The sequence below is a fragment of the Nocardioides sp. cx-169 genome, from assembly GCF_021083605.1.
In the GTDB taxonomy this organism is placed as follows: domain Bacteria; phylum Actinomycetota; class Actinomycetes; order Propionibacteriales; family Nocardioidaceae; genus Nocardioides.
The window spans coordinates 75,939-94,639 of the sequence record NZ_JAJNRO010000017.1 but is presented as its reverse complement, the minus strand read 5'-3'; the positions used below and the strand labels follow the sequence as shown (position 1 = coordinate 94,639).

Genomic DNA, 18,701 nt, shown 5'->3' with positions numbered 1-18,701 from the left:
CCGTCGATGGCCGTGTCGCCGACGTTCAGCCCTACGCCACCGACGCCCGAGCCCGTCCCCGAGCACGCCACCGTGCTGGCGTGGTACCGCGTCCACCTCGAGGCCCTGGGCAGGGCACAGAAGCCGTCGCGCGGGACGCCGGCGTACTCGCGCCTGGTGAACCGGCCCGTGGCCCGCCGAGTCGCCGCCGCGGCGCACGTCGTCGGGCTGTCACCCAACGCCGCCACGCTCTTCGGAGCGGCGTTCACCAGCACAGCGCTGGTGCTGCTCGTCGTCAACGAGCCCTCGCTGGAGCTCGGCCTCACCGTCTCCGCGCTGCTCGCCCTCGGCTACGTCATGGACTCCGTCGACGGCCAGCTGTCCCGGCTGCGCGGCGGCGGCTCGGTCAGCGGCGAGTGGCTCGACCACACGCTCGACTGCGTCAAGACCTGCGTGTTCCACCTGGCCGTGCTGGTCTCGCTGTTCCGGTTCCCTCCGGTGGAGTCCGAGGCCGCGCTGGTGCTCCCGATGGCGTTCCTGGTCGTGGACATGACGACGTACTTCGGGATCATCCTGGTGCCCTATCTACGACGCCGAGCCCCCCTGGCAGCCGCAGCCGAGCCTGGCCCGGAACATCCGTTGCGGACGTGGCTGGTACTGCCCAACGACTACGGGACCTTCTGCTGGGTCTTCGTGCTCCTGGCCTGGCCCCACGTCTTCCTCGGCGGCTACGCGGCCCTCCTGGTGGCCAACGCCGCCTTCCTCCTGCTCGCCTGCGTCAAGTGGTGGCGCGAGCTCCGTCTGCTCGACGTCCTGGGGGCATAGATGCGCATCGCGATGCTGGGGACCCGCGGAGTGCCCGCCCACTACGGGGGCTTCGAGACCGCAGTCGAGGAGATCGGCCGGCGGCTGGTGACCCGCGGCCACGAGGTGACGGTCTACTGCCGCGAGACGGCGGACGCCGCCCCCGACAACTACCTGGGGATGCGACTCGTCCACCTCCCGAGCTGGAAGGTCCTGCGCGCGATGGGCGCGGGGACGCACGTGCTCGCCTACGACGTCTCGTTCAACCGTGAGGTGCTCGGTGAGCACGGCGGCTACTTCGCCGGGCCGACGGACCTTCCGGCGCTCCTGCACGCCGCCGAGCTGCGGCCGGGGCTGGCCAGGGAACGAGGCGCCCTCCACCGCGCGCGGGCCGCCCACCGCTACGACTGGTTGGAGGTGGCCGCGGGCTACGAGCAGCTGTGCAAGAAGCTGGAAGGCGGTCAGTCGATCCGACACAGCGCCGATGGTCGTCGGCGCGCCTCGGCGGACGCGGTGTGAGAGGGCCCACGCCCCCGCGCCCCCGGCTGCCCGCCGCGGTGGGGGCCGTCGCCGCGCAGGCCGTCCTGGCGCTCGGCAGCTTCGCCCTCCAGCTCCTGGCGGCCCGGGCGCTCGGTGCCGAGGGGCTGGGCGTCTTCGCCATGCTCCTGGGCTCGGCGGTGATCGCGACCGCCGTGTCCAGCGGCCTGGTCGGCGACTCGCTGACGGTGCTGGACCGCCACGATCCCGCCATCCGGTCCGCCCTCGCCCGGCTCGCCGTCGTCGCCGTCACCGGCGCTTCCGGCGCCGCCCTGGTGCTGTCCTGGACGCTGGGCGACCTGCCGGCAGGCACGGCGGTGGTCTTCGCGGCCGCCACGGCCGCCTTCATGACGGCCGACCTCCTGCGCCGCGTGCTGATGGCGTGCCAACGGTTCTGGCATCTGGTCGCCGTCGACTGCGGCGCCTTCGTGGCGAGCATGCTGCTGCTGAGTCTGCTCAGCGGCGGTGGCCTCTCGCTCGACGGCTTCCTGTCCGCGCTGCTGGTGGGGCAGGTGGTGGCGTGCGCCGGGTGCCTGCGCGCGTTGCCGCGCCGCGAGCGCCGGTGGCCTCTGCGACAGCGCGGCACGGGGCGGGAGAGGGCGCTGCACGCCGTGCTGTCGTTCGGCTCCTGGCGCGCGGTGCAGCAGTTCGTGCGTCCGACGACGCTGAACCTGGTGCGCTGGGTCGTGCTGGTCACCGCGGGACAGGTGGCAGTGGGCGAGCTGGAGGCCGCCCGTCTCTTCGCCGCGCCGGCGATGCTCCTGGTGCAGGGCATCGGCTCCTACCTCTTCTCGTCGTACGCCGTCGGCCGGGAGGAGTCGATGTCCACCCTCCTGCGCCGAGCCGATCGCGGCGCGAGAGTCCTGCTCGGCGTCTGCGCTGTGGTGGCAGCCGCCGCCACGGCGGGAGCACCGCACCTGGGGCCCGTGCTCACCGCCGGGCGCTTCGACCTGGCCAGGCTCGCCGTGCTCGGGTGGGCCGTCTACGCCGCGTCCTGCGCCGTGGTGCTCCCCTACGGAACCTTGGCCGCCGTACGTGGCGACCAGGCCAGGGTGCTCGGGCTGCGGGTGCTGGACTCGCTGGCCGGGCTCGGCGCCACCGCCGCAGCGCTGCTCTGGCTGGACCTCCCGGTCTCGGTGGCTCCGTGGCTGCTGTCCGCTGGCTCGGTAGCCGCCGGTGTCGTGTGCCGGCAGTGCCTGCTCGTCCCCCGGTGTGCGGAGCGACCCGAGCCCTCCACGCAGCCGGCGGTGGCGCCATGAGGACGGCGGTGCCCACGTCGCGCCCCGCCGCCTCGAACCGGGCGGGCCTCGCGCGTGCGGACCTCGGCGTCGTCTCGCCCCTGGGCCGCCCACCGGCACGCGCCCTCGTCGTCTGCCTGCTGCTGCTCGTCTCCTCGGTGGCCTGGCGCAAGGGCAGCTACTTCTCCGGCGGGGTCGACGCCGTCGTCATGGCCAAGGCGGCCCTCAGCCTGGTCGCGCTCGCCGCGGCCGCCACCGCGCCCGCGAGGGGCACGCCCTGGGCCCGGCTCCGCGTGGGCCCCCTGCCGCTGCTCGGGGCCTACCTCGCCGTCACGACGGTGGGCGCGGCGCTGTACGACTCCGCGATGCCCACGATGGTGCTGGCCGCACGGCTGCTCATCCTCGCGGCGACCGCGGTCTGCCTGGTCCATGCCTTCCCCGCCGGGGAGCTGCTGAGCGCTCTCACCTGCGCCATGCTCCTGCTCGCCGGGTTCGCGTCGGTGACCGGGTTGGGGTCGCTCGCCTCCTCGGGGCGGCTCTACGGAGGGGTGCCCCCGCTCAACGCCAACGAGATCTCGCTGCTGGTCAGCGTGCCGCTCCTGTGCATCCTGTGGCGCTGCGTCCACCGCTACGCGACCTGGAGGGACTTGGCGGCGATCGCGCCGTGCCTCGGCGTGATCTGGCTGACCGGGACGCGCACCGGTCTGGTCGCCCTCGCGCTCGCGGCCCTGGTGCTGGTCCTGATGGCCCCTCGGATCCCGGTGCCGATGATGTGCGCCGGGCTGCTGGCGATCCCGTCGGTGCTGGGCATCGTGTTCCTCACGCCGGTGGTCAACGCCTACGCCACGCGCGGCGACTCGGCCAGCCTCCTGACTCTGAACTCCCGGACCGTCGCCTGGCACGCCGCCTTCAACTTCGCCGACACCTGGCCGGAGAGGGTCCTGGGGGTGGGCCTGGCCGTCAAGCGGATCCCGGTCTCCGCGATGTACCGCTCCGACCAGATCCTCGACAGCACCTGGGTCTCGGCGTACGTGCAGGCCGGGGTGGCCGGCACCGCGCTGCTGCTCCTGCTCGTCCTGGCGACGGGCGCCCGGGTCGCCGCGACGCGGCCGCCGATGCGCTCGCTCTCGGCGTCCCTGCTGCTCCTGCTGCTGGGCCGCAGCTTCCTGGAGAGCGGGGTCCTCGACGCCACGCCCTCGGGCATCACCTTCCTCCTCGTCGCCCTGGCGCTCCAGCCCCGTCCCCCCCAGGAGGAGCCATGACCTTCACCGTCCTCACCGTGTGCGCGGCCAACATCTGCCGCTCCCCCCTCATGGCCATCTGCCTGGAGCGCTCCTTCCTCGCCCGCGGGTTCGGGGGCGACGTCGACGTGCGCAGCGCCGGCGTGAGCGCCGCCGAGGGCGTCGGCGCGTGCCCCGAGGTCACGCGGCTGACCCGGTCACGCGGCCTACCGTGGCTCACGCTCGAGCAGCACCGGTCCCGCGTGCTCACCGACGAGCTGATCGACCGGGCCGACCTGATCCTGACCGCCGACCGAGGCCTGCGCTCGGAGATCGTCAAGCGCGCCCGGCCCGGCTCCATCGGCCGTACCTTCACCCTGCGGGAGGCCGCCGAGCTGGCCGAGGCGGTGTCCTTCCGGGTCGAGGAGCGCACCATGGAGGGGAACCTGCGCACCCTGACCACCCAGCTGCACCACAGCCGCGGCTTCATCGACCTGCCCCGCGTCCAGCGGTTGCCCACCAGGTCACTGCCATGGCGCCGACTCGAGGTGCACACCCACGACGTGCCGGACGCCCACGAGGGAGCACGCGCTCCCCATGGCATCGTCCTCCGCCTCACCGTGCCCACAGCCGACCGGCTCGCGGCGACCCTCGCCCATGGCGTGCTCGCCCACCTGCGATGAACGCCGCCGCGTACGTCGAGCTCCGGCTGCCGGCCGTCGGGCCTCGCGGCTGGCACCTCGCCCTGGCCGCCGCGCTGTGCCGCGTGGGGCACCTCCGGGTGGGGGTCGCCTGGGGCGACGACGTGCCGGTCCCCGAGCGCGACCTCGAGCGGCTGCTCGCGATCGAGCGGAGGCTGCACCGGCTACCGAGCGCCGGGGCGACCCGCGCGGGGCGCGAGCGCCTGGCCCACCTGAGCACGAGGCGGCCCGAGAGCGGGCGGGTGCTCGTACTCGACCTGACCGCCGGGCCGGCGGGCGGTGGTGAGGGATGGTCGCTGACCTTCGACGGTCGCCGGGGTGAGGGTGCCGCCGCGGCCGCCTTGCTCGCCGGGCGGTTCCCGGTGGTCGAGGTCGTCGACGCCTCCGGCACCCCCCTCGCCAGCGCGCGTCCCGGCAGCGAGTGGCCCGGCGTGACCGCGGCCGCCCTCGACGACGTGCTGGCCGGCTGCGTCAGCCTCCTCGTCGCCGCCGTCGCGGGGCGACCGCCGCGGCTTCCGGAGGAGCCGGCCCTGGACCGCCGTCCGGCCGGCGGTCGATCCCCCACCCACCAGGCGGTGCGGGCCGTGGCGAGGGTGCCCCTGCGCCGAGCCGCCCGCATCCTCTACCGGACCCCGCACTGGCGGGTCGGCTGGCGCTTCGTCGACGGGGCGGGCGTGATCGACACCCTGCAGCACCCGGCCTCGGGGTGGCAGGACCTGCCCGACGACGGTCACCACTTCTACGCCGACCCCTTCCCCCTCGAGGTCGCCGGCCGCACCTACCTCTTCGTCGAGGACTACGACCACCGCGTCGGCAAGGGCGTCATCTCCGTGGTCGAGTTCGACCACCAGGGGCCGATGGGCACGCCGGTGTGCGTCCTCGAGCACGAGGTCCACCTCTCCTACCCGTGTGTGCTGGAGCAGGACGACGAGGTGTGGATGATCCCCGAGACCTCGGCGGCCGGCACCGTCGAGCTGTACCGGGCCACCGACTTCCCCCGCTCCTGGGTGCTCGACACGGTGCTGCTGCGCGACGTGGACGCCAACGACGTCACCCCCTTCCGCCACGGCGGACGGTGGTGGCTCTCGGCCACGGTCCGCGGCGACGGCTCGTGCTCCGACGCCCTCCACGTCTGGTACGCCGACGACCTGCGCGGCCCCTGGACGCCGCACCGGGCCAACCCGGTCGTCCTGGACATCGCCAGCGCGCGCCCCGCCGGCCGGGTCCTGGAGCGGGACGGCCGGCTGGTGCGGCCGGCCCAGGACGGCACCGGGGGCTACGGCTCGGCCCTCGCCATCGCCGAGGTGGTGCGGCTGGACGCCGACGCGTTCGAGCAGCGCACCATCGGCCGCCTCACGGCGGGCGAGGACTGGCGCGGGAGCCGGCTGCACACGCTCAACCGGGCCGGCCGCCTCGAGGTCATCGACGGCTCCTCCAGGTCCCCGCGTCTCCGCTGGCCCTGTTGACCGCCGCAGCCGGGGAGTGCCACCTTGGATGGAGGCGCCCCCGGGCAGAGCCGGGGCCGCCCGGAGCCTGAATCGTGATGTCTCGGAGCACGCACACCTCGGCACGCCAGCTGCTGCTGGCCCTCTCGCTGACCCTCCTGGCGAGCCTGCTGCCTGCGGGCTCGACGGCCGCCGTACCCGACGCGCCCGCGGCGCCTGCCCCGTCGCCGGCTGCCCGTCCGGCGACCCTGCACGTGGCCACCACCGGGCGCGACTCCGCCCGCGGCTCGTCGGCTGCGCCCCTGCGCTCGATCCGGGCGGCCGTGAGCCGCGCCCGGTCGGGCGACCGGATCGTGGTGCACGGCGGCGTCTACCACGAGGAGATCGAGATCCCGGAGGGCAAGCGGCTCTCCCTGCGCAACGCGCGGGGCAGCCGCGTGTGGCTCGAGGGCTCCCGCCTCGTCAAGGGCTGGCGCAAGGAGGGCGAGGGCTACGTCCACGACGGTTGGCGAGCGGAGTTCGACAGCAGCCCGACCTACCACTGGGGCGCGCCCGACAACGAGGCGGAGTCCTGGTCGTTCCTCAACCGGGCCCACCCCATGGCCGCCCATCCCGACCAGATCTGGGTGGGGTCGAGGGAGCTGCGACAGGTGGCCTCGCTCGCCGGCCTGCGGCCGGGCACCTTCTTCGTCGACGACGCCCGTGACCGCCTCCACGTCGGGACCGACCCACGCGGGCGGTCCGTGCGCGCGAGCGAGCTCGCCAAGGCGATGTCGATCCGCAGCCGCCGCACGTCGGTGCGCGGCATCGGCGTCCGCCGCTTCGCTCCCTCGGTGCCGCACATGGGTGCGGTGACGGTCGAGGCGCCCGGCGTGACACTGAGGGACCTGCGGATCGAGGGCAACGCGACGACCGGGCTGCACGTCTCCGCCCGCAACGCCACGCTCGCCCGGCTGGTCCTGGCGGGCAACGGCATGCTCGGAGCCGGTGCGACGTACGCCGACGGGCTGCGGATCAATGGGCTGCGCGTGCGCGGCAACAACACCGAGCGGTTCAACTACTCGCCCGTGGCCGGTGGCATCAAGGTCGACCGCACCCGCGGGATCCGGGTCCGCAACAGCGTCCTCAGCCGCAACGCCGGGACCGGCCTGTGGCTCGACGAGTCCTCCTACGACATCCGCGTGACCGACTCGTCGATGCGCGACAACCTCCACCACGGCCTGGCGCTGGAGATCTCCGCCAAGGCGGTCGTGGCCGACACCGTGATCGAGGGCAACACCGACGACGGGATCAAGGTCAACGACACCAGCGACGTGCAGCTGTGGAACAACACCGTCGTGGGCAACGGCCGGCCGATCAACATCGTCCAGGACGACCGCGACCCGGCGGACGACGACACCGAGGGTCGTGACCCCCGGCAGCCGCGGCCCGACCGCACCATGCCGTGGATCAACGGACCGGTCGAGGTCCACAACAACATCCTGTCGGCCAGGTCCGGCAACTGCCTGCTCTGCGTGGAGGACTACTCCGGCCGGTTCACCGCGGAGGAGCTGCGGGTCCGCGCCGCGGGCAACGTCTACCACCGTCGCGACCGCCGGTCCCCCTCGTGGGCCGTCGTCTGGTCGCGGGCGTCTCGCGACCCCGCCGTCTACGAGTCGTTGCGCGGCTTCCGCGCGGCCACCGGCCAGGAGCGGCGCTCCCTGGAGCTGGTCGGCGTCCCCGCCGTGACCGGGTCCCTGCGTGCGAGCAAGCGGGTCGCCTCCCGTGCGCGTGCGATCGCCGTCCTCCTGCCGCCGAGGCTCGCACGGGTCCTCGGCCGGGGCACCGGCCAGCGCCACCTCGGCGCGTGGGTCGGCCAGGCGCACGCCTAGCGATCGCAGCCCTCGCCCGCGTCGATCCGCACCCGGGTCAGCGACACCCCGTTCGTCTTGGGCGCGGGGTGCTGGGCGGGCGGCGACGCGGCCGCCCGTGCCCGGTCGGTCGCGAGGTCCGGCGGCAGCGGCGACAGCTCGCCGCGGTCCCGCGTCAGCTCCGAGCGGTAGTCGTGCTCGCCGCCGCGCCGGGACCGCTCCCGGGTCAGCACCGTGCCGAGCAGGTCGACCCGCGCGTTGCGCAGGCGCTCGATGCTGGACCTCACGTGCTCGGGCCGCGTCGAGAACGCCCGCATGACCAGGACGACGCCGTCCATCTGGTGACCGAGGACCACGCCGTCGGTGACCGAGAGCAACGGCGGCGAGTCGTAGATGACCACGTCGAACCGTCCGTGCAGGGTCTCCACGAGGGTGGCCATCGCCGAGGATCCCAGCAGGGCCGCCGGGTCCGGGGGCAGGGACCCGGCGGGCAGCACGGTGAGCAGCGCCTGGTTCCACGGGACCAGCACGTCGTCCAGACGGCTCTCCCCCACGACCACGTCCGAGAGGCCCAGGCTCCCGTCGATCCCGAGGAACCTCGAGACGCCGGGACGCCGCAGGTCCGCCTCCACCAGGCACACGGAGGCGCCGCTCTGGGCCCAGCTGATGGCCAGGTTGCAGGCGACGGAGGTCTTCCCCTCGCCGGCGGCGGAGGAGGTGACGGCGAAGTGCCGTAGCTCCCGGTCGATGGTGGCGAACTTGAGCGCCGTGCGGATGGTCCGGTACCTCTCCGCCGACGACGACCGCCAATCCAGCGCCACCAGTGGACGCTTCGCGGCCGAGCGCTCGTGGAGGGTCGCCCCCAGGGGTGACATGTCCGTCAACGTACGCACGCCGTCCTGCGTCTTCACCCTCGTGTCGAGGTGGTGTCGCAGGACGGCGCCCATGAGGCCCAGCGCGAGCCCGGCCACCGCGCCCAGGACCAGATCCACCAGCACTCGCGGTGACGACGGCTTCACGGGGACCTCGGCGGGGCGGGCCAGCGAGACCCGGACGTTCGACGGTCCCCCCTCGCGCGTGGTCTCGAGACCCTCGATGACCGTGCCCAGCTGCTCCGAGACGGCGTCCGCCGTACGGGCCGCGCGGGCCGGGTCGGGATCATCCACCGACACGTCGAGCAGGACGGTCTCCGGGGCGCTCGAGACCGAGACCAGCGTGGCCAGCTCACGCTCGGTCACGTCCAGGCCGAGCTCGCTGATCACCGGCCCCAGGACGTCGGGGCTCTTGACGAGCGGCGCGTAGGACTTCACGCGCTGGACCGCGAACTGCGAGCCCTGGAAGATCTCCCCCTGTCCGGTGTCGTCGACCTGCTCGGCCACGGTGACGAAGGACGTCGCGGTGGCCGTGTAGAGGGTCTCGGCGGTGGCGATGGCCGCGGCCCCTGCCAGCAGCCCCAGGACCAGGCCCGCCACCCACACCCGCCAGCGACGCTGGAGGATCGTGAAGTACTCGGCGAAGGTCATCGTCGTGTCCCTACTGCGTCGGCGAGACGCTGAGGTCGTCGAAGAGTCCGAGCACCGGAGCGTTGGTGGCCGAGCCCGAGAGGTAGGTGCGCAGCCCGAGCCCACCGGCCACCTGCAGGCCGGCCGTGTCGTCGGTGAGCGACGCCGTCCAGGCCTCCGGCTCCTCGGTCCCGCTCGGCCACAGCTTCACGCGCAAGGTCGTCGGTGAAGTCCCGAACGCCTGGGCCCGCACCTGGACGAGGTCGCCGGCTCCCACGGTGAGCCCCGGGACCGTCCTGGTGAGCAGCGTCGTGTCGGCGCCCGACACGGTGCGCCCCAGGATCAGGGACACCGAGCCGCCGGCCACCAGCCGCACATCGGCGTAGTAGCGGTTCCCGTTGGTCAGCAGCCGTGGCTGGATCGTGAGGTAGGTGCCGCCGCCGGTGGCCGCCTTGTCGGCACCCACGCGCACCCGCAGGTCGGTGTCCGCGGACGAGGCCGCGTTGAGCGCCATCCCGGGTCCGGTGCCGGGACTGGACATCCGGATCCGCCCGACTCCGTCGGTGACCGAGAAGTTGGTCACCGCTCCCGCCCGGGTCCAGGCCCCGCCGAGGTCGGCGCTGCCCCACCCGTCGACGAGCTGCCGCGCGAACGCGTCCAGGGCGAAGGGCTGCGGTCCCGCAGGGGGCGCGCTCACCTGCACCTGCTTGGTGATCTCGGTGTGGGCGCCGTCGTCGTCGGTCACCGTGAGCGTCACGTCGTACGTGCCGGCGGCCGCGTACGTGTGCGAGGTCGAGGACGAGGGCGAGGCGGGTGCCGTCTCTCCGTCACCGAAGGCCCAGGCGTAGGACACCACGCTCCCGTCCGGATCGCTGGCGGTCGCGGCCAGGTCGGCCGTGAGGCCGGCGGGGGTGGCCGTGAAGTCGGCCACCGGCGGGACGTTCGGCGTCGGGGCACCGGTGCCCGCGGCGTAGTGGCCCACGACCTCGGCGTCGCTGAGTGCCCGCTTGTAGATCGCCACCTCGTCGATGTCGCCGTCGAGGAAGGCCGACGAGGGTGCCGAGGGCCAGTTGTTGAGCGTGTCCCCACCCACGCGCCAGTAGCCGCGGGCGAGGTGCTCGGCGGTGGTCACGTCGGCGCGCTGTGCGACCAGCGCGCCGTCGACGTAGAGCCGCATGCCGCCCGGTGAGAGGCTCGCGACCGCATGGTGCCAGGCGCCGTCGCGGTAGCTCCCCGGGCTGGTGACCACCTGGCGGCTCTGGTCGGGCCTGACCCCGAACAGCACCTGGCCTGCGTTGTTGAGGTAGAGGTGCCGGTCCGCCTTCGAGGAGTTGCGGTCGTTGCGGTTGCCGCGTCCGACGATCTTGCCGCCGGTCGTCGACGTCGTACGGAACCACGCCTCGAGGGTGAAGACGTCCGGCGGGCTGTCGATCGTGGTCGTGTGTGCGCGCGTCGACGTCGCGCCGTTGAAGCGGGCCGCGGTGTTGGCCGGGTCGTTGGTGAGCGCGCCCGGCACCCCGGGGGTGACCCCGGTGGCGGTGGTCGTCAACGGCCGGAACCCGGCCGCATCCGCCGGGGAGGTCCCGCTCTGCTCGTCGAGCCGCCACCAGTGCGTGGGCTCGCTGGCCTGCACGGCCTCGACGTACGGGCTGTCGGTGCCGGAGCCGGCCACCACGACGTCGGTCCACGGCGAGTTCGCGATGTTGCCGAAGGCGTCCGTCACCGCGACGCGGTAGCGGTGGCCGCTGCCGGGAGCCAGGCCGGTGTCGTTGAAGCCCATCCCGACGTGGTTCCACCATCTCGCCCGCACCTGGCGTGTGTGGATCAGCCCGGCGCCGCTCTGGACGTCGCGGTAGACCCGGTAGGTCAGGTAGTCGTTGTCGATGTCCTCGTTGCTCGTCCAGTTGATCCGGACCTTGCCGGCCTCTGTCGAGCTGACGTTGAGCGGGTAGCTGGCGTTGAACAGGCTCGGGCCCTGGTCGTTGGGCGCGATGGCGGTCCTGGCGAAGCGCACCAGACCCTGCTGACTCTGCCCGTTGACCCGGGTGAACTCCCCGCCCATGGCCACGTAGTCGGCGTTCCCGGTCACGCTCCAGGGGCCCTGGATCTGCCCCGTGTAGGTGCCCGCGTTGAGGTTCGGATACCACGTGAGCACCGAGGAGCTCGGCTGGCCGAGGAAGCTGTAGTAGCGACCCTGGTCCGGCTCCCACGTGACGCTGCCGGTGGGCTGCTTGCCGAAGGCCATGCCGCGGAAGTAGGGGTAGTCGCCGACGCCACCGTCGCCCTGCCGGATGCCGTCGATGTTCTCGCAGTAGTGGGTGTGGCTGGCGGCGTACACGACGTCGCCCTGGGCATGCAGCGAGTAGGTGTCGCCGTGGCAGTCGTTGGCCCAGCGCACCGTCCCGCCCTCCCACGCCGCGCTGAAGGTGCCCTCCCAGGTCCCGCCGCTGCGGCCGAACGTGTAGCCGCCTCCGTAGACGTACTCGTCGTCGGAGGTGAGCGTCGTGATGGCGCCGTCGGCCGTGCCGTTGCGGACGATGCTGTTGGCCGCGAAGGGCAGGCTGGCGCCGGTGGTGGCGTCCACCATGGCGAGCCCGTAGCCGGGGTTGGAGGAGCCGTTGAGGGCCGTGAACGACCCGCCGACGGCCAGTCTGGTCCCGCCCGGGTTGAGCGTCATCGCCCAGACGTCGCCGCCCGTGGCCGCCGGAGCCCAGTTCAGGAGGGCGCCGTTCGTCGCGTTGAAGGCGGCCAGGCCCTGGCGCACCTGCGTGCCGACGTCCTGGAACTCACCTCCCGCGTAGACCGTGGTGTTGGTCGCGGCCAGCGCGTTGACGTGGTAGTTCACGGGCGGGTTGAACGTGTCGATCAGTGCGCCCGTCGACGCGTTGAACGCCGCGATCCGGCGTCGTGAGACTCCGTTGACGGTCGTGAAGTCACCGCCGACGTAGATCCGGGTCTGGTCGGGCGAGACGGCGATCGCCCGGACCTGGGCGTTGAAGGTGGGGGCGAAGCTGGTGACCAGCGCCCCGGTCACGATGTCGTAGGCGAGCAGGTTGGCCCGCGGCACCGTGCCCGACCCCGACGGCGAGCCGGCCGGGCGTGCGTTGCTGAAGCTGCCGCCGGCGTAGACCCGGTTCCCGACCATGGCCTGCGCCCACACCACGCCGTTGATCTGCACCGTGGGCAGCGCGTCCGCCGACACCGTCGTCGGCGTCGCGGGGTCCGAGGGGTCCTGGGGTGAGGAGTCCGACCAGCCCGGCGCGGGCCCGGTGCTCACCAGGCCGGCCGCCGCCACCAGAGAGACGACGGCGGCCGACAGCGCGTGGCGCCGGGAGCGGGCGCCGCTCCTGCCAGCGCCCGGCACGACTCGGGTCGTCTTCCCCCACCAGCCTCGACGTGTCACCGCCATCCCCTCCACCCACTCGACCACGCTGCCGCCCCGGCAGGCGCCGGCGCGGTCCCGACCGTAGGGAGACCCCCTCGGCCCGATCGGGCGCTGCCGCAAACACCACCAACATTGGGGATAACGCGGGCACCGGACCCGACCGCGCCCACGCCGTGACGAATCGTCCGAGGGATCGCACTCGTCCCCCGGAGGCATGTCTCATGCGCACCACTCGTTCACGCCGCCGACGTCGCGCGGCGCTCACCCTGCTCACGGTGCTCGGCCTCGTCGCCGTGATCTCGACGGCGAGCGCCTACTACCTCGGGCGACGACTCGTGGCGCCTATCGAGCGGATCGACGGCGTCTTCGCCGGCCTGGAGGACCGACCGTCGAGGCCGACCACCGGCCCGGCCGCCAAGGCGGTCAACATCCTGCTGCTCGGCACCGACCGCCGCTCCGACGAGCCCACGACCGGCGACCTCGCGCGCGCCGCCGCCTGGGTGCCGGGAGCCCAGCGCTCGGACGCGATGCTCCTGCTGCACATCGACGGAGACCGCGAGGGGGCCACGGTCGTCTCGCTGCCGCGCGACTCGTGGGTCGACGTGCCCGGCCACGGCCACAGCAAGATCAACGCCGCCTTCTCCTACGGCGGACCGTCGCTGGCGGTAGCCACCGTCGAACACCTCACCGGCGTCCGCATCGACCATCTCGCGGTCATCGACTGGGACGGCATCCGCCGACTCACCGACGAGCTGGGCGGCGTGACGGTGACCGTGCCCGAGACCGTGCACGACTCGGCCCGCGACGTGACCTGGACCGCCGGCGAGCACCATCTCACCGGCCAGGCGGCGCTCGACTACGTCGGCCAGCGCTTCGGCCTGCCCGGCGGTGACCTGGATCGGGCCAGCCGTCAGCAGAACCTCCTGCGGGCGCTCATGGTGGACACCCTGGGACGGCTCCAGGACTCCGGCCCCTGGGGTGTCTACGAGCTGCTCGGCGTGGTGACCCGTCATCTGAGCATCGACTCAGGATGGTCGACGAAGGACATGGCCACGCTGGCCTGGTCGCTGCGCGACCTGGACGAGTCCGCCGTGTCGTTCCTGACCGTGCCGGTCGCCGGGCTCGGCTGGGAGGGGCCGCAGAGCGTCGTCCACCTCGACCTCGCGGCGGGTCGCCGACTCTGGGAGGCCGTCCGCGCCGACCGCGTAGCACCGTGGCTGCGCGCACACCCGCGGGAGCGGCTGGGCGAGACCGTCCGCTGACGGGGCCGGTCACCACTCCGGGAGGCCACCCCACTCGTCGAGGACGGCCGCGGCCGCCACCTGCCGCGAGACCCCCAGCTTGTGCAGGATCGACCTGACCTGACTGCGCACCGTCGAGTGCGCGACTCCATGCAACTGGGCGATCTCGCGCACCGAGCGCCCCAGGTGCAGGAGCCGGAGCACCTCCAGCTCTCGCGGCGTGAGCGAGCTGAGGCGCGCGTGGAGCTCGCTTCGCTCGGGCTCCAGTCGGTGCCACTGGGCCACGAGGTCGTCACTGTCCGGGGGCAGCCGGTCGGCATCGGCGACACCACAGGATCCGCCGATCTCGGCCAGCAGCTCGGAGAGGCTGGTCGCGCTCTTCAGGATGCCGATGACGCCGACCTCGATCATGGCACCCCACAGCGGACCGCGAGGGCTGTCGGTCAGCAGCAGCCACCGGGTCGGGTAGGCGCCCACGAGCCACCGGGCCGTGTGGACGGCGGGCGGCGACAGGTCGCAGAGCATCAGGCCCAGGGGCGGCCGGGGACTCTCCTTCGCCCACCCCGCACGGTGGTCCTGTCCGTCGCCCGGCCACGGCACCCTCACGACCGTGACGTCGCTGCCGACCAGCGCCGTTGAGACGGCGTCCGCCACCAGCGACCGGTCGGAGACGACCGCGATCGCGTGGTCGAGTCCGCTCACAGCAATCGTCCCCGAGAGGCGTTCGGACGCATGATGGTCCTCCCCGATTCCTGACTTCGCCGGCTTTCATCCTCCGGCCTCGTGCTGCGCCGGCGCGGCCATCCACGAGGTTTGCGACCCATTTTGGGGATGCCGGACCCGCACCCGAGCGGCACAGTGAGTCTCACGACGTTCACGGTCGTCCCGCTCGCCCGGTCGGAGGGACGGCTGGTGTGTCGTCGGGCCCTCCTCAAATTCGGGTATACGCACCCGGAGCGCGTGTCGCTCGCGCGGCGGCTTCCTACATTTCGGGTATGGGGAGCACCGGGACACGAGGTCGAGGGCCGCTCCCCGCCCTGCCTCCGTACCCGACCCTCGTCTGGACCCCGCGGAGCACCGCCATCGTCGTGGCGACGGTCCTGACCCCGCTGCTCGGCATCCTCGTCCTCGCTCCCGAGCTCCGGTCGACCAACGGGGTGGCCACGGTCAGCCAGGTCCTGGTCTTCCTGACCGTGCTCGGCGCCGCGGCCCTGCTCTGCGTCCAGTACCGGCTGACGGAGTCGAACGTCGTGGGCTGGATGACGCTCGCCGTCACCCTGTACGCCGTGCAGGGGATCGCCCAGGCCGGGCTGCGGGCCGCCGGTGGCGACATGTTCTTCGACCGGGCCGGCTGGATCGTCGTGATCGACGTCCCGGCCGCCCTGGTCATCCTCTGCTGCCTGCGACTCCCCGACCGGGTGGGCCACGCGGTCGATCCGATGAGCGCCGGTCTGTGCCTCGGGCTGCTCTTCGCCGGGATCAGCCTGGCCGCGACCCGTTGGGGCGGCGAGCTGCCCACCAGTGCGCCTGCCGCGCTGGCCGCGCAGATCACCCTGGTCGTGGTCGGGGCCGGCATCGCCCATGCCGCCTACCGGCTCGAGGGGGTCCCGCAGTGGTGCGCCACCCGGCTCGGCCTCGGGACCATCGCCCTGGTGGCCAACCGCATCGCCAGCCTGCAGGACGTCCAGACCGCCCTGAGCGACGCGGTCGCCGTCGTCACCGGCCTGGTCGGCGCCGTGCTGATCGGGTGCGGAGCCGCCGCCGCGCTGCGCCACGCGGTGCAGGAGCAGCACCACTCGTTGATCGCCATGTCCGACCAGGTGAGCACGATGGAGGCGCAGGAGCGCGACGTCCGCGCGCGGCTGCACGAGATCACCAACTCCCTGGCCGGCATCGTCATGGCCTCGACCCTGATCCACCAGCAGGACAAGGTCCCCGTCGGCAAGCGGCGCCAGCTCGAGCGGATGTTGGAGTCGGAGGCCAGCCGCCTGTCCCGCCTGCTGGCCGCGCGAGGCGGCGCTGCGGCCGAGCCGGCCGTCCAGCCGGACCCGCAGGACGACGGGCCGTCGTACGTCGACCTCGACGAGGTCATCTGGCCGCTCGTGACCGCGCAGGAGGCCCAGGGGCGACACGTGGAGTGGTCGCCCACGGGACACCGTGGCCTCGGTGACCCCGACGCGGTGGCCGAGGTCGTCAGCATCCTGCTGGACAACACCGCCAGGCACGCACCGGGCGCACGCTCCGCCGTCGAGGTGACGCGGACCGGCGACACCGTCGAGGTCATCGTCCGCGACGACGGTCCCGGCATTCCGGCGGAGGTCCGCTCCCACCTCTACGAATGGGGAAGTCGCGGTCCCGACTCACGCGGCCAGGGCATCGGGCTCCACCTCGCCCATCGCCTCATGGCCTCCACCGGCAGCTCGCTGCGCCTCGAGGGCGAGGCGAGCGGCAACACCTTCGTCATCAGCATCCCCGCAGCCAAGGAGAATCATCCGTGCCCACCGTCCGAGCCGCTCGACCCAACTCACGTGTCCTCATCCTCGAGGACCACCTGCTCTTCGCCGAGTCACTCGAGCTCGCCCTGAACCTCGAGGGGTACGCCGCACGGCGACTGCCCCTGCCCGCCTCCCCCACCGGCACCGGTCAGCTGCTCACGACCGCGCTCCGCATGGGACCGCGGGTCGTGCTCCTCGACCTCGACCTGGGGCCGTTCGGCGACGGGGTGCGACTCATCCATCCGCTCGCGCTTTCGGGTGCCAACGTGGTGGTCGTGACGGCGTCGCCCGACCGGTACCGGTGGGGCGAGTGCATGCGTCACGGCGCCCGCAAGACGATGTCGAAGACCCAGCCGCTCAACGAGATCCTCGGCGTCGTGCGTCGCATCCACGACGGGCTGCCCGTGGTGGGCGCACGCGAGCGCGACGAGCTCATCCGGGGCTGGCACGAGCACCGCAAGGGCGTGCAGGACGAGCGCCAGCGGCTGGAGAGCCTCACCCCCCGCGAGAGCGAGGTCCTGGCGAAGCTGATGGCCGGCATGCCGGTCCGCGACATCGCGCGCGACAGCGTCGTGTCGGTCGCCACGGTGCGCACCCAGGTCAAGTCGATCCTGTCCAAGCTCGCGGTCTCCTCCCAGCTGGCGGCGGTCGGCATGGCGCACCACGCCGGCTGGCACCCCGCCGTCCGGATGGCTCTCAGTACGCCCCCCGGTGCCCCAGGACGGCCTTGACCGTCCGGCACAGGATGCGCAGGTCCAGCGACGGGGACCAGTTGTCGACGTAGTGCAGATCCAGCCGGACCGTCTCCTCCCAGGTGAGGTCCGACCTGCCGGAGACCTGCCACAGACCGGTGATCCCCGGGCGGACGGCCAGTCGCCGGCGCATGTCGTCGGTGTAGACGGCGACCTCGTCGGGAAGCGCCGGGCGCGGTCCGACCAGCCGCATGTGTCCGAGGAGCACGTTGAGGAGCTGCGGCAGCTCGTCGAGCGAGTATCGGCGCAGCCACCGGCCGCGCGTCGTCACGCGCGGGTCGCCGCGCATCTTGAAGAGCACCCCGTCGGCGTCGTTCGTGAGCTCGTCGGGGGAGGGCGGGGTGAGTCCCATCGTCCGGAGCTTGTAGATGGTGAAGGTCCGTCCGTCCCGTCCGACGCGCTGCTGCCGGAAGATCGCGGGCCCCGGCGACTCCCGCCGGATGGCGAGGCACAGCACCGCCAGCAGGGGCAGCAGCACCAGCAGTGCCACGGCGGCGACGCAGCGACCGGTCACGTCGAGGAGCACGGCCCTGCCGCCGGCCCGCTCGACCCCGTGCACCCGCACCAGCGGGAGCCCGTCCACGTCGGTCGCCTCCAACCGGGACGCGGTGACTCCGACCAGCCCGGGGCCGACGTACAACGGCAGGCGCGCCGCCTCCAGGGACCACTGCAGCCGGCGCAGGCCCGCGGGCTCCAGCCCGGCCTCGGGCATCACCACCACCGCGCAGGCTCCGATGCGGGCGGCGTACGACGCGATGCCGTCCGCGGGGACGGAGGTGACGCCCGGTGTCTCCGCTGGGTCGGCGACGGAGTCCAAGCGCACGGACACCACGGAGAGCTCCGGGCCGGTCCGTCGCTCGAGCGCCGCCACGGCGTGCTGGCGCGCGTCGTCACCGATGACGAGCACGCGCGGGCGGCCACGGACGCCGCGCGTGCCTGCGGCCCACCAGACCATCGCCCGAGCCAGGAGCGAGGCCCCGGCGCACGCCGCGGCCGTGAGGAACGCGTGCCCGGGGGTGTAGCGGGGACCCAGACCCACCGACAGGGCACATCCCGCGAGCGCCACCAGGGCGCCGGCGTGGACCAGCCGACGCGCCGCGTGGACCAGCGTCCCGACCGGTGCGGTCTCGGTCGCGCGCGCCGCCTGCAGGGCCACGCACCAACCCAGCGGGATCGCGACAAGCACCGGAGTCGGCGCCGGGACCAGCGTCCGCGACAGCACCAGCGCCGCGAGCGCGGCCGTCAGCAGGTCCCACAGGGGCAGGGAGCGCGGCCCGGACCAGGGCACGGCCTCCGGCCGGGCCTGGACCAGCCGCGGCGCGTCGCGCTCGTGCGCCCCCGTGACCCGGACCGTCGCCTCGGTCACCGCCTACCACCCCGTGTGCCCCTCGTGCGAGCGCTCACCTCGATCGACCTTCCCTCCAGACGGCGCCATCCTGGCGAGCGAGCCGGCCCGGCGGCGCCCCTGCGAGGACTTTCCCCACTTGTGGGGAGGGAGGAGGGACGGGCACGCGTCCCTGGTGGCGCGGGGGCGGCGCGACCCCTGATTCTG

The 18,701-nt window shown here is 73.3% G+C and carries 14 protein-coding genes; 10 read left to right on the top strand and 4 right to left on the bottom strand.

Annotated elements, in window-relative coordinates:
* Window positions 1-6: 6 nt before the first annotated feature.
* The 7 genes from LRP67_RS19780 to LRP67_RS19750 all read left to right on the top strand — a co-directional run bounded on the left by LRP67_RS19780 (window position 7) and on the right by LRP67_RS19750 (window position 7,795).
* A complete protein-coding gene (locus tag LRP67_RS19780; RefSeq protein ID WP_231271854.1) occupies window positions 7-804 on the top strand; it encodes a CDP-alcohol phosphatidyltransferase family protein in 798 nt (265 codons plus the stop codon).
* Window positions 805-1,302, top strand: a complete 498-nt coding sequence (locus LRP67_RS19775) for a glycosyltransferase (RefSeq protein WP_231271853.1) — start codon at window positions 805-807, stop codon at window positions 1,300-1,302.
* A complete protein-coding gene (locus tag LRP67_RS19770; protein ID WP_231271852.1) occupies window positions 1,299-2,579 on the top strand; it encodes a hypothetical protein in 1,281 nt (426 codons plus the stop codon). The genes LRP67_RS19775 and LRP67_RS19770 overlap by 4 nt, the downstream gene beginning before the upstream one ends.
* A gap of 8 nt (window positions 2,580-2,587) precedes the next feature.
* Window positions 2,588-3,820 carry a hypothetical protein gene (locus LRP67_RS19765; RefSeq protein ID WP_231271851.1) on the top strand — a complete coding sequence of 411 codons (1,233 nt, stop codon included), beginning with the start codon at window positions 2,588-2,590 and terminating at the stop codon, window positions 3,818-3,820.
* Complete coding sequence (locus tag LRP67_RS19760; RefSeq protein WP_231271850.1) at window positions 3,817-4,461, top strand: hypothetical protein; 645 nt, start codon at window positions 3,817-3,819, stop codon at window positions 4,459-4,461. Before LRP67_RS19765 ends, LRP67_RS19760 begins: the two co-directional genes overlap by 4 nt.
* Window positions 4,458-5,945, top strand: a complete 1,488-nt coding sequence (locus LRP67_RS19755; protein ID WP_231271870.1) for a hypothetical protein — start codon at window positions 4,458-4,460, stop codon at window positions 5,943-5,945. The genes LRP67_RS19760 and LRP67_RS19755 overlap by 4 nt, the downstream gene beginning before the upstream one ends.
* 77 nt (window positions 5,946-6,022) lie before the next feature.
* A complete protein-coding gene (locus LRP67_RS19750; RefSeq protein ID WP_231271849.1) occupies window positions 6,023-7,795 on the top strand; it encodes a right-handed parallel beta-helix repeat-containing protein in 1,773 nt (590 codons plus the stop codon).
* Here LRP67_RS19750 and LRP67_RS19745 read toward each other — a convergent pair.
* Window positions 7,792-9,297 carry a polysaccharide biosynthesis tyrosine autokinase gene (locus LRP67_RS19745; protein WP_231271848.1) on the bottom strand — a complete coding sequence of 502 codons (1,506 nt, stop codon included), beginning with the start codon at window positions 9,295-9,297 and terminating at the stop codon, window positions 7,792-7,794. The two genes, LRP67_RS19750 and LRP67_RS19745, sit on opposite strands and share 4 nt — an antisense overlap.
* 10 nt (window positions 9,298-9,307) lie before the next feature.
* Entirely contained in the window at window positions 9,308-12,679 is a 3,372-nt protein-coding gene (locus LRP67_RS21985) for a LamG-like jellyroll fold domain-containing protein (RefSeq protein WP_231271847.1), read from the bottom strand.
* A 203-nt stretch (window positions 12,680-12,882) separates the two neighbouring features.
* Here LRP67_RS21985 and LRP67_RS19735 point away from each other — a divergent pair, with 203 nt between their 5' ends.
* Entirely contained in the window at window positions 12,883-13,923 is a 1,041-nt protein-coding gene (locus LRP67_RS19735) for an LCP family protein (protein ID WP_231271846.1), read from the top strand.
* 9 nt (window positions 13,924-13,932) lie between these two features.
* Here LRP67_RS19735 and LRP67_RS21980 read toward each other — a convergent pair whose 3' ends face one another.
* Window positions 13,933-14,604 (bottom strand): response regulator transcription factor, encoded by a 672-nt coding sequence (locus LRP67_RS21980; RefSeq protein WP_231271845.1) that lies wholly within the window; start codon window positions 14,602-14,604, stop codon window positions 13,933-13,935.
* Between the two features lie 386 nt (window positions 14,605-14,990).
* Here LRP67_RS21980 and LRP67_RS21975 point away from each other — a divergent pair, with 386 nt between their 5' ends.
* Together LRP67_RS21975 and LRP67_RS19720 are read left to right on the top strand one after the other, a co-directional pair.
* On the top strand, window positions 14,991-16,487 hold the full coding sequence (locus LRP67_RS21975) for a sensor histidine kinase KdpD (protein ID WP_231271844.1): 1,497 nt from the start codon (window positions 14,991-14,993) through the stop codon (window positions 16,485-16,487).
* On the top strand, window positions 16,397-17,128 hold the full coding sequence (locus LRP67_RS19720; protein ID WP_231271843.1) for a LuxR C-terminal-related transcriptional regulator: 732 nt from the start codon (window positions 16,397-16,399) through the stop codon (window positions 17,126-17,128). The genes LRP67_RS21975 and LRP67_RS19720 overlap by 91 nt, the downstream gene beginning before the upstream one ends.
* Here LRP67_RS19720 and LRP67_RS19715 read toward each other — a convergent pair.
* Entirely contained in the window at window positions 17,094-18,515 is a 1,422-nt protein-coding gene (locus LRP67_RS19715; RefSeq protein WP_231271842.1) for an exopolysaccharide biosynthesis polyprenyl glycosylphosphotransferase, read from the bottom strand. The genes LRP67_RS19720 and LRP67_RS19715 overlap by 35 nt on opposite strands.
* Between the last annotated feature and the right edge of the window lie 186 nt (window positions 18,516-18,701).

Bases quoted from the DNA above. Each gene is read 5' to 3' on its own strand.
- LRP67_RS19750 (WP_231271849.1), top strand. From the start codon at position 6,023: ATGTCTCGGAGCACGCACACCTCGGCACGCCAGCTGCTGCTGGCCCTC.
- LRP67_RS19745 (WP_231271848.1), bottom strand. From the start codon at position 9,297: ATGACCTTCGCCGAGTACTTCACGATCCTCCAGCGTCGCTGGCGGGTG.
- LRP67_RS19775 (WP_231271853.1), top strand. From the start codon at position 805: ATGCGCATCGCGATGCTGGGGACCCGCGGAGTGCCCGCCCACTACGGG.
- LRP67_RS19735 (WP_231271846.1), top strand. From the start codon at position 12,883: ATGCGCACCACTCGTTCACGCCGCCGACGTCGCGCGGCGCTCACCCTG.
- LRP67_RS19760 (WP_231271850.1), top strand. From the start codon at position 3,817: ATGACCTTCACCGTCCTCACCGTGTGCGCGGCCAACATCTGCCGCTCC.
- LRP67_RS19755 (WP_231271870.1), top strand. From the start codon at position 4,458: ATGAACGCCGCCGCGTACGTCGAGCTCCGGCTGCCGGCCGTCGGGCCT.
- LRP67_RS19780 (WP_231271854.1), top strand. From the start codon at position 7: ATGGCCGTGTCGCCGACGTTCAGCCCTACGCCACCGACGCCCGAGCCC.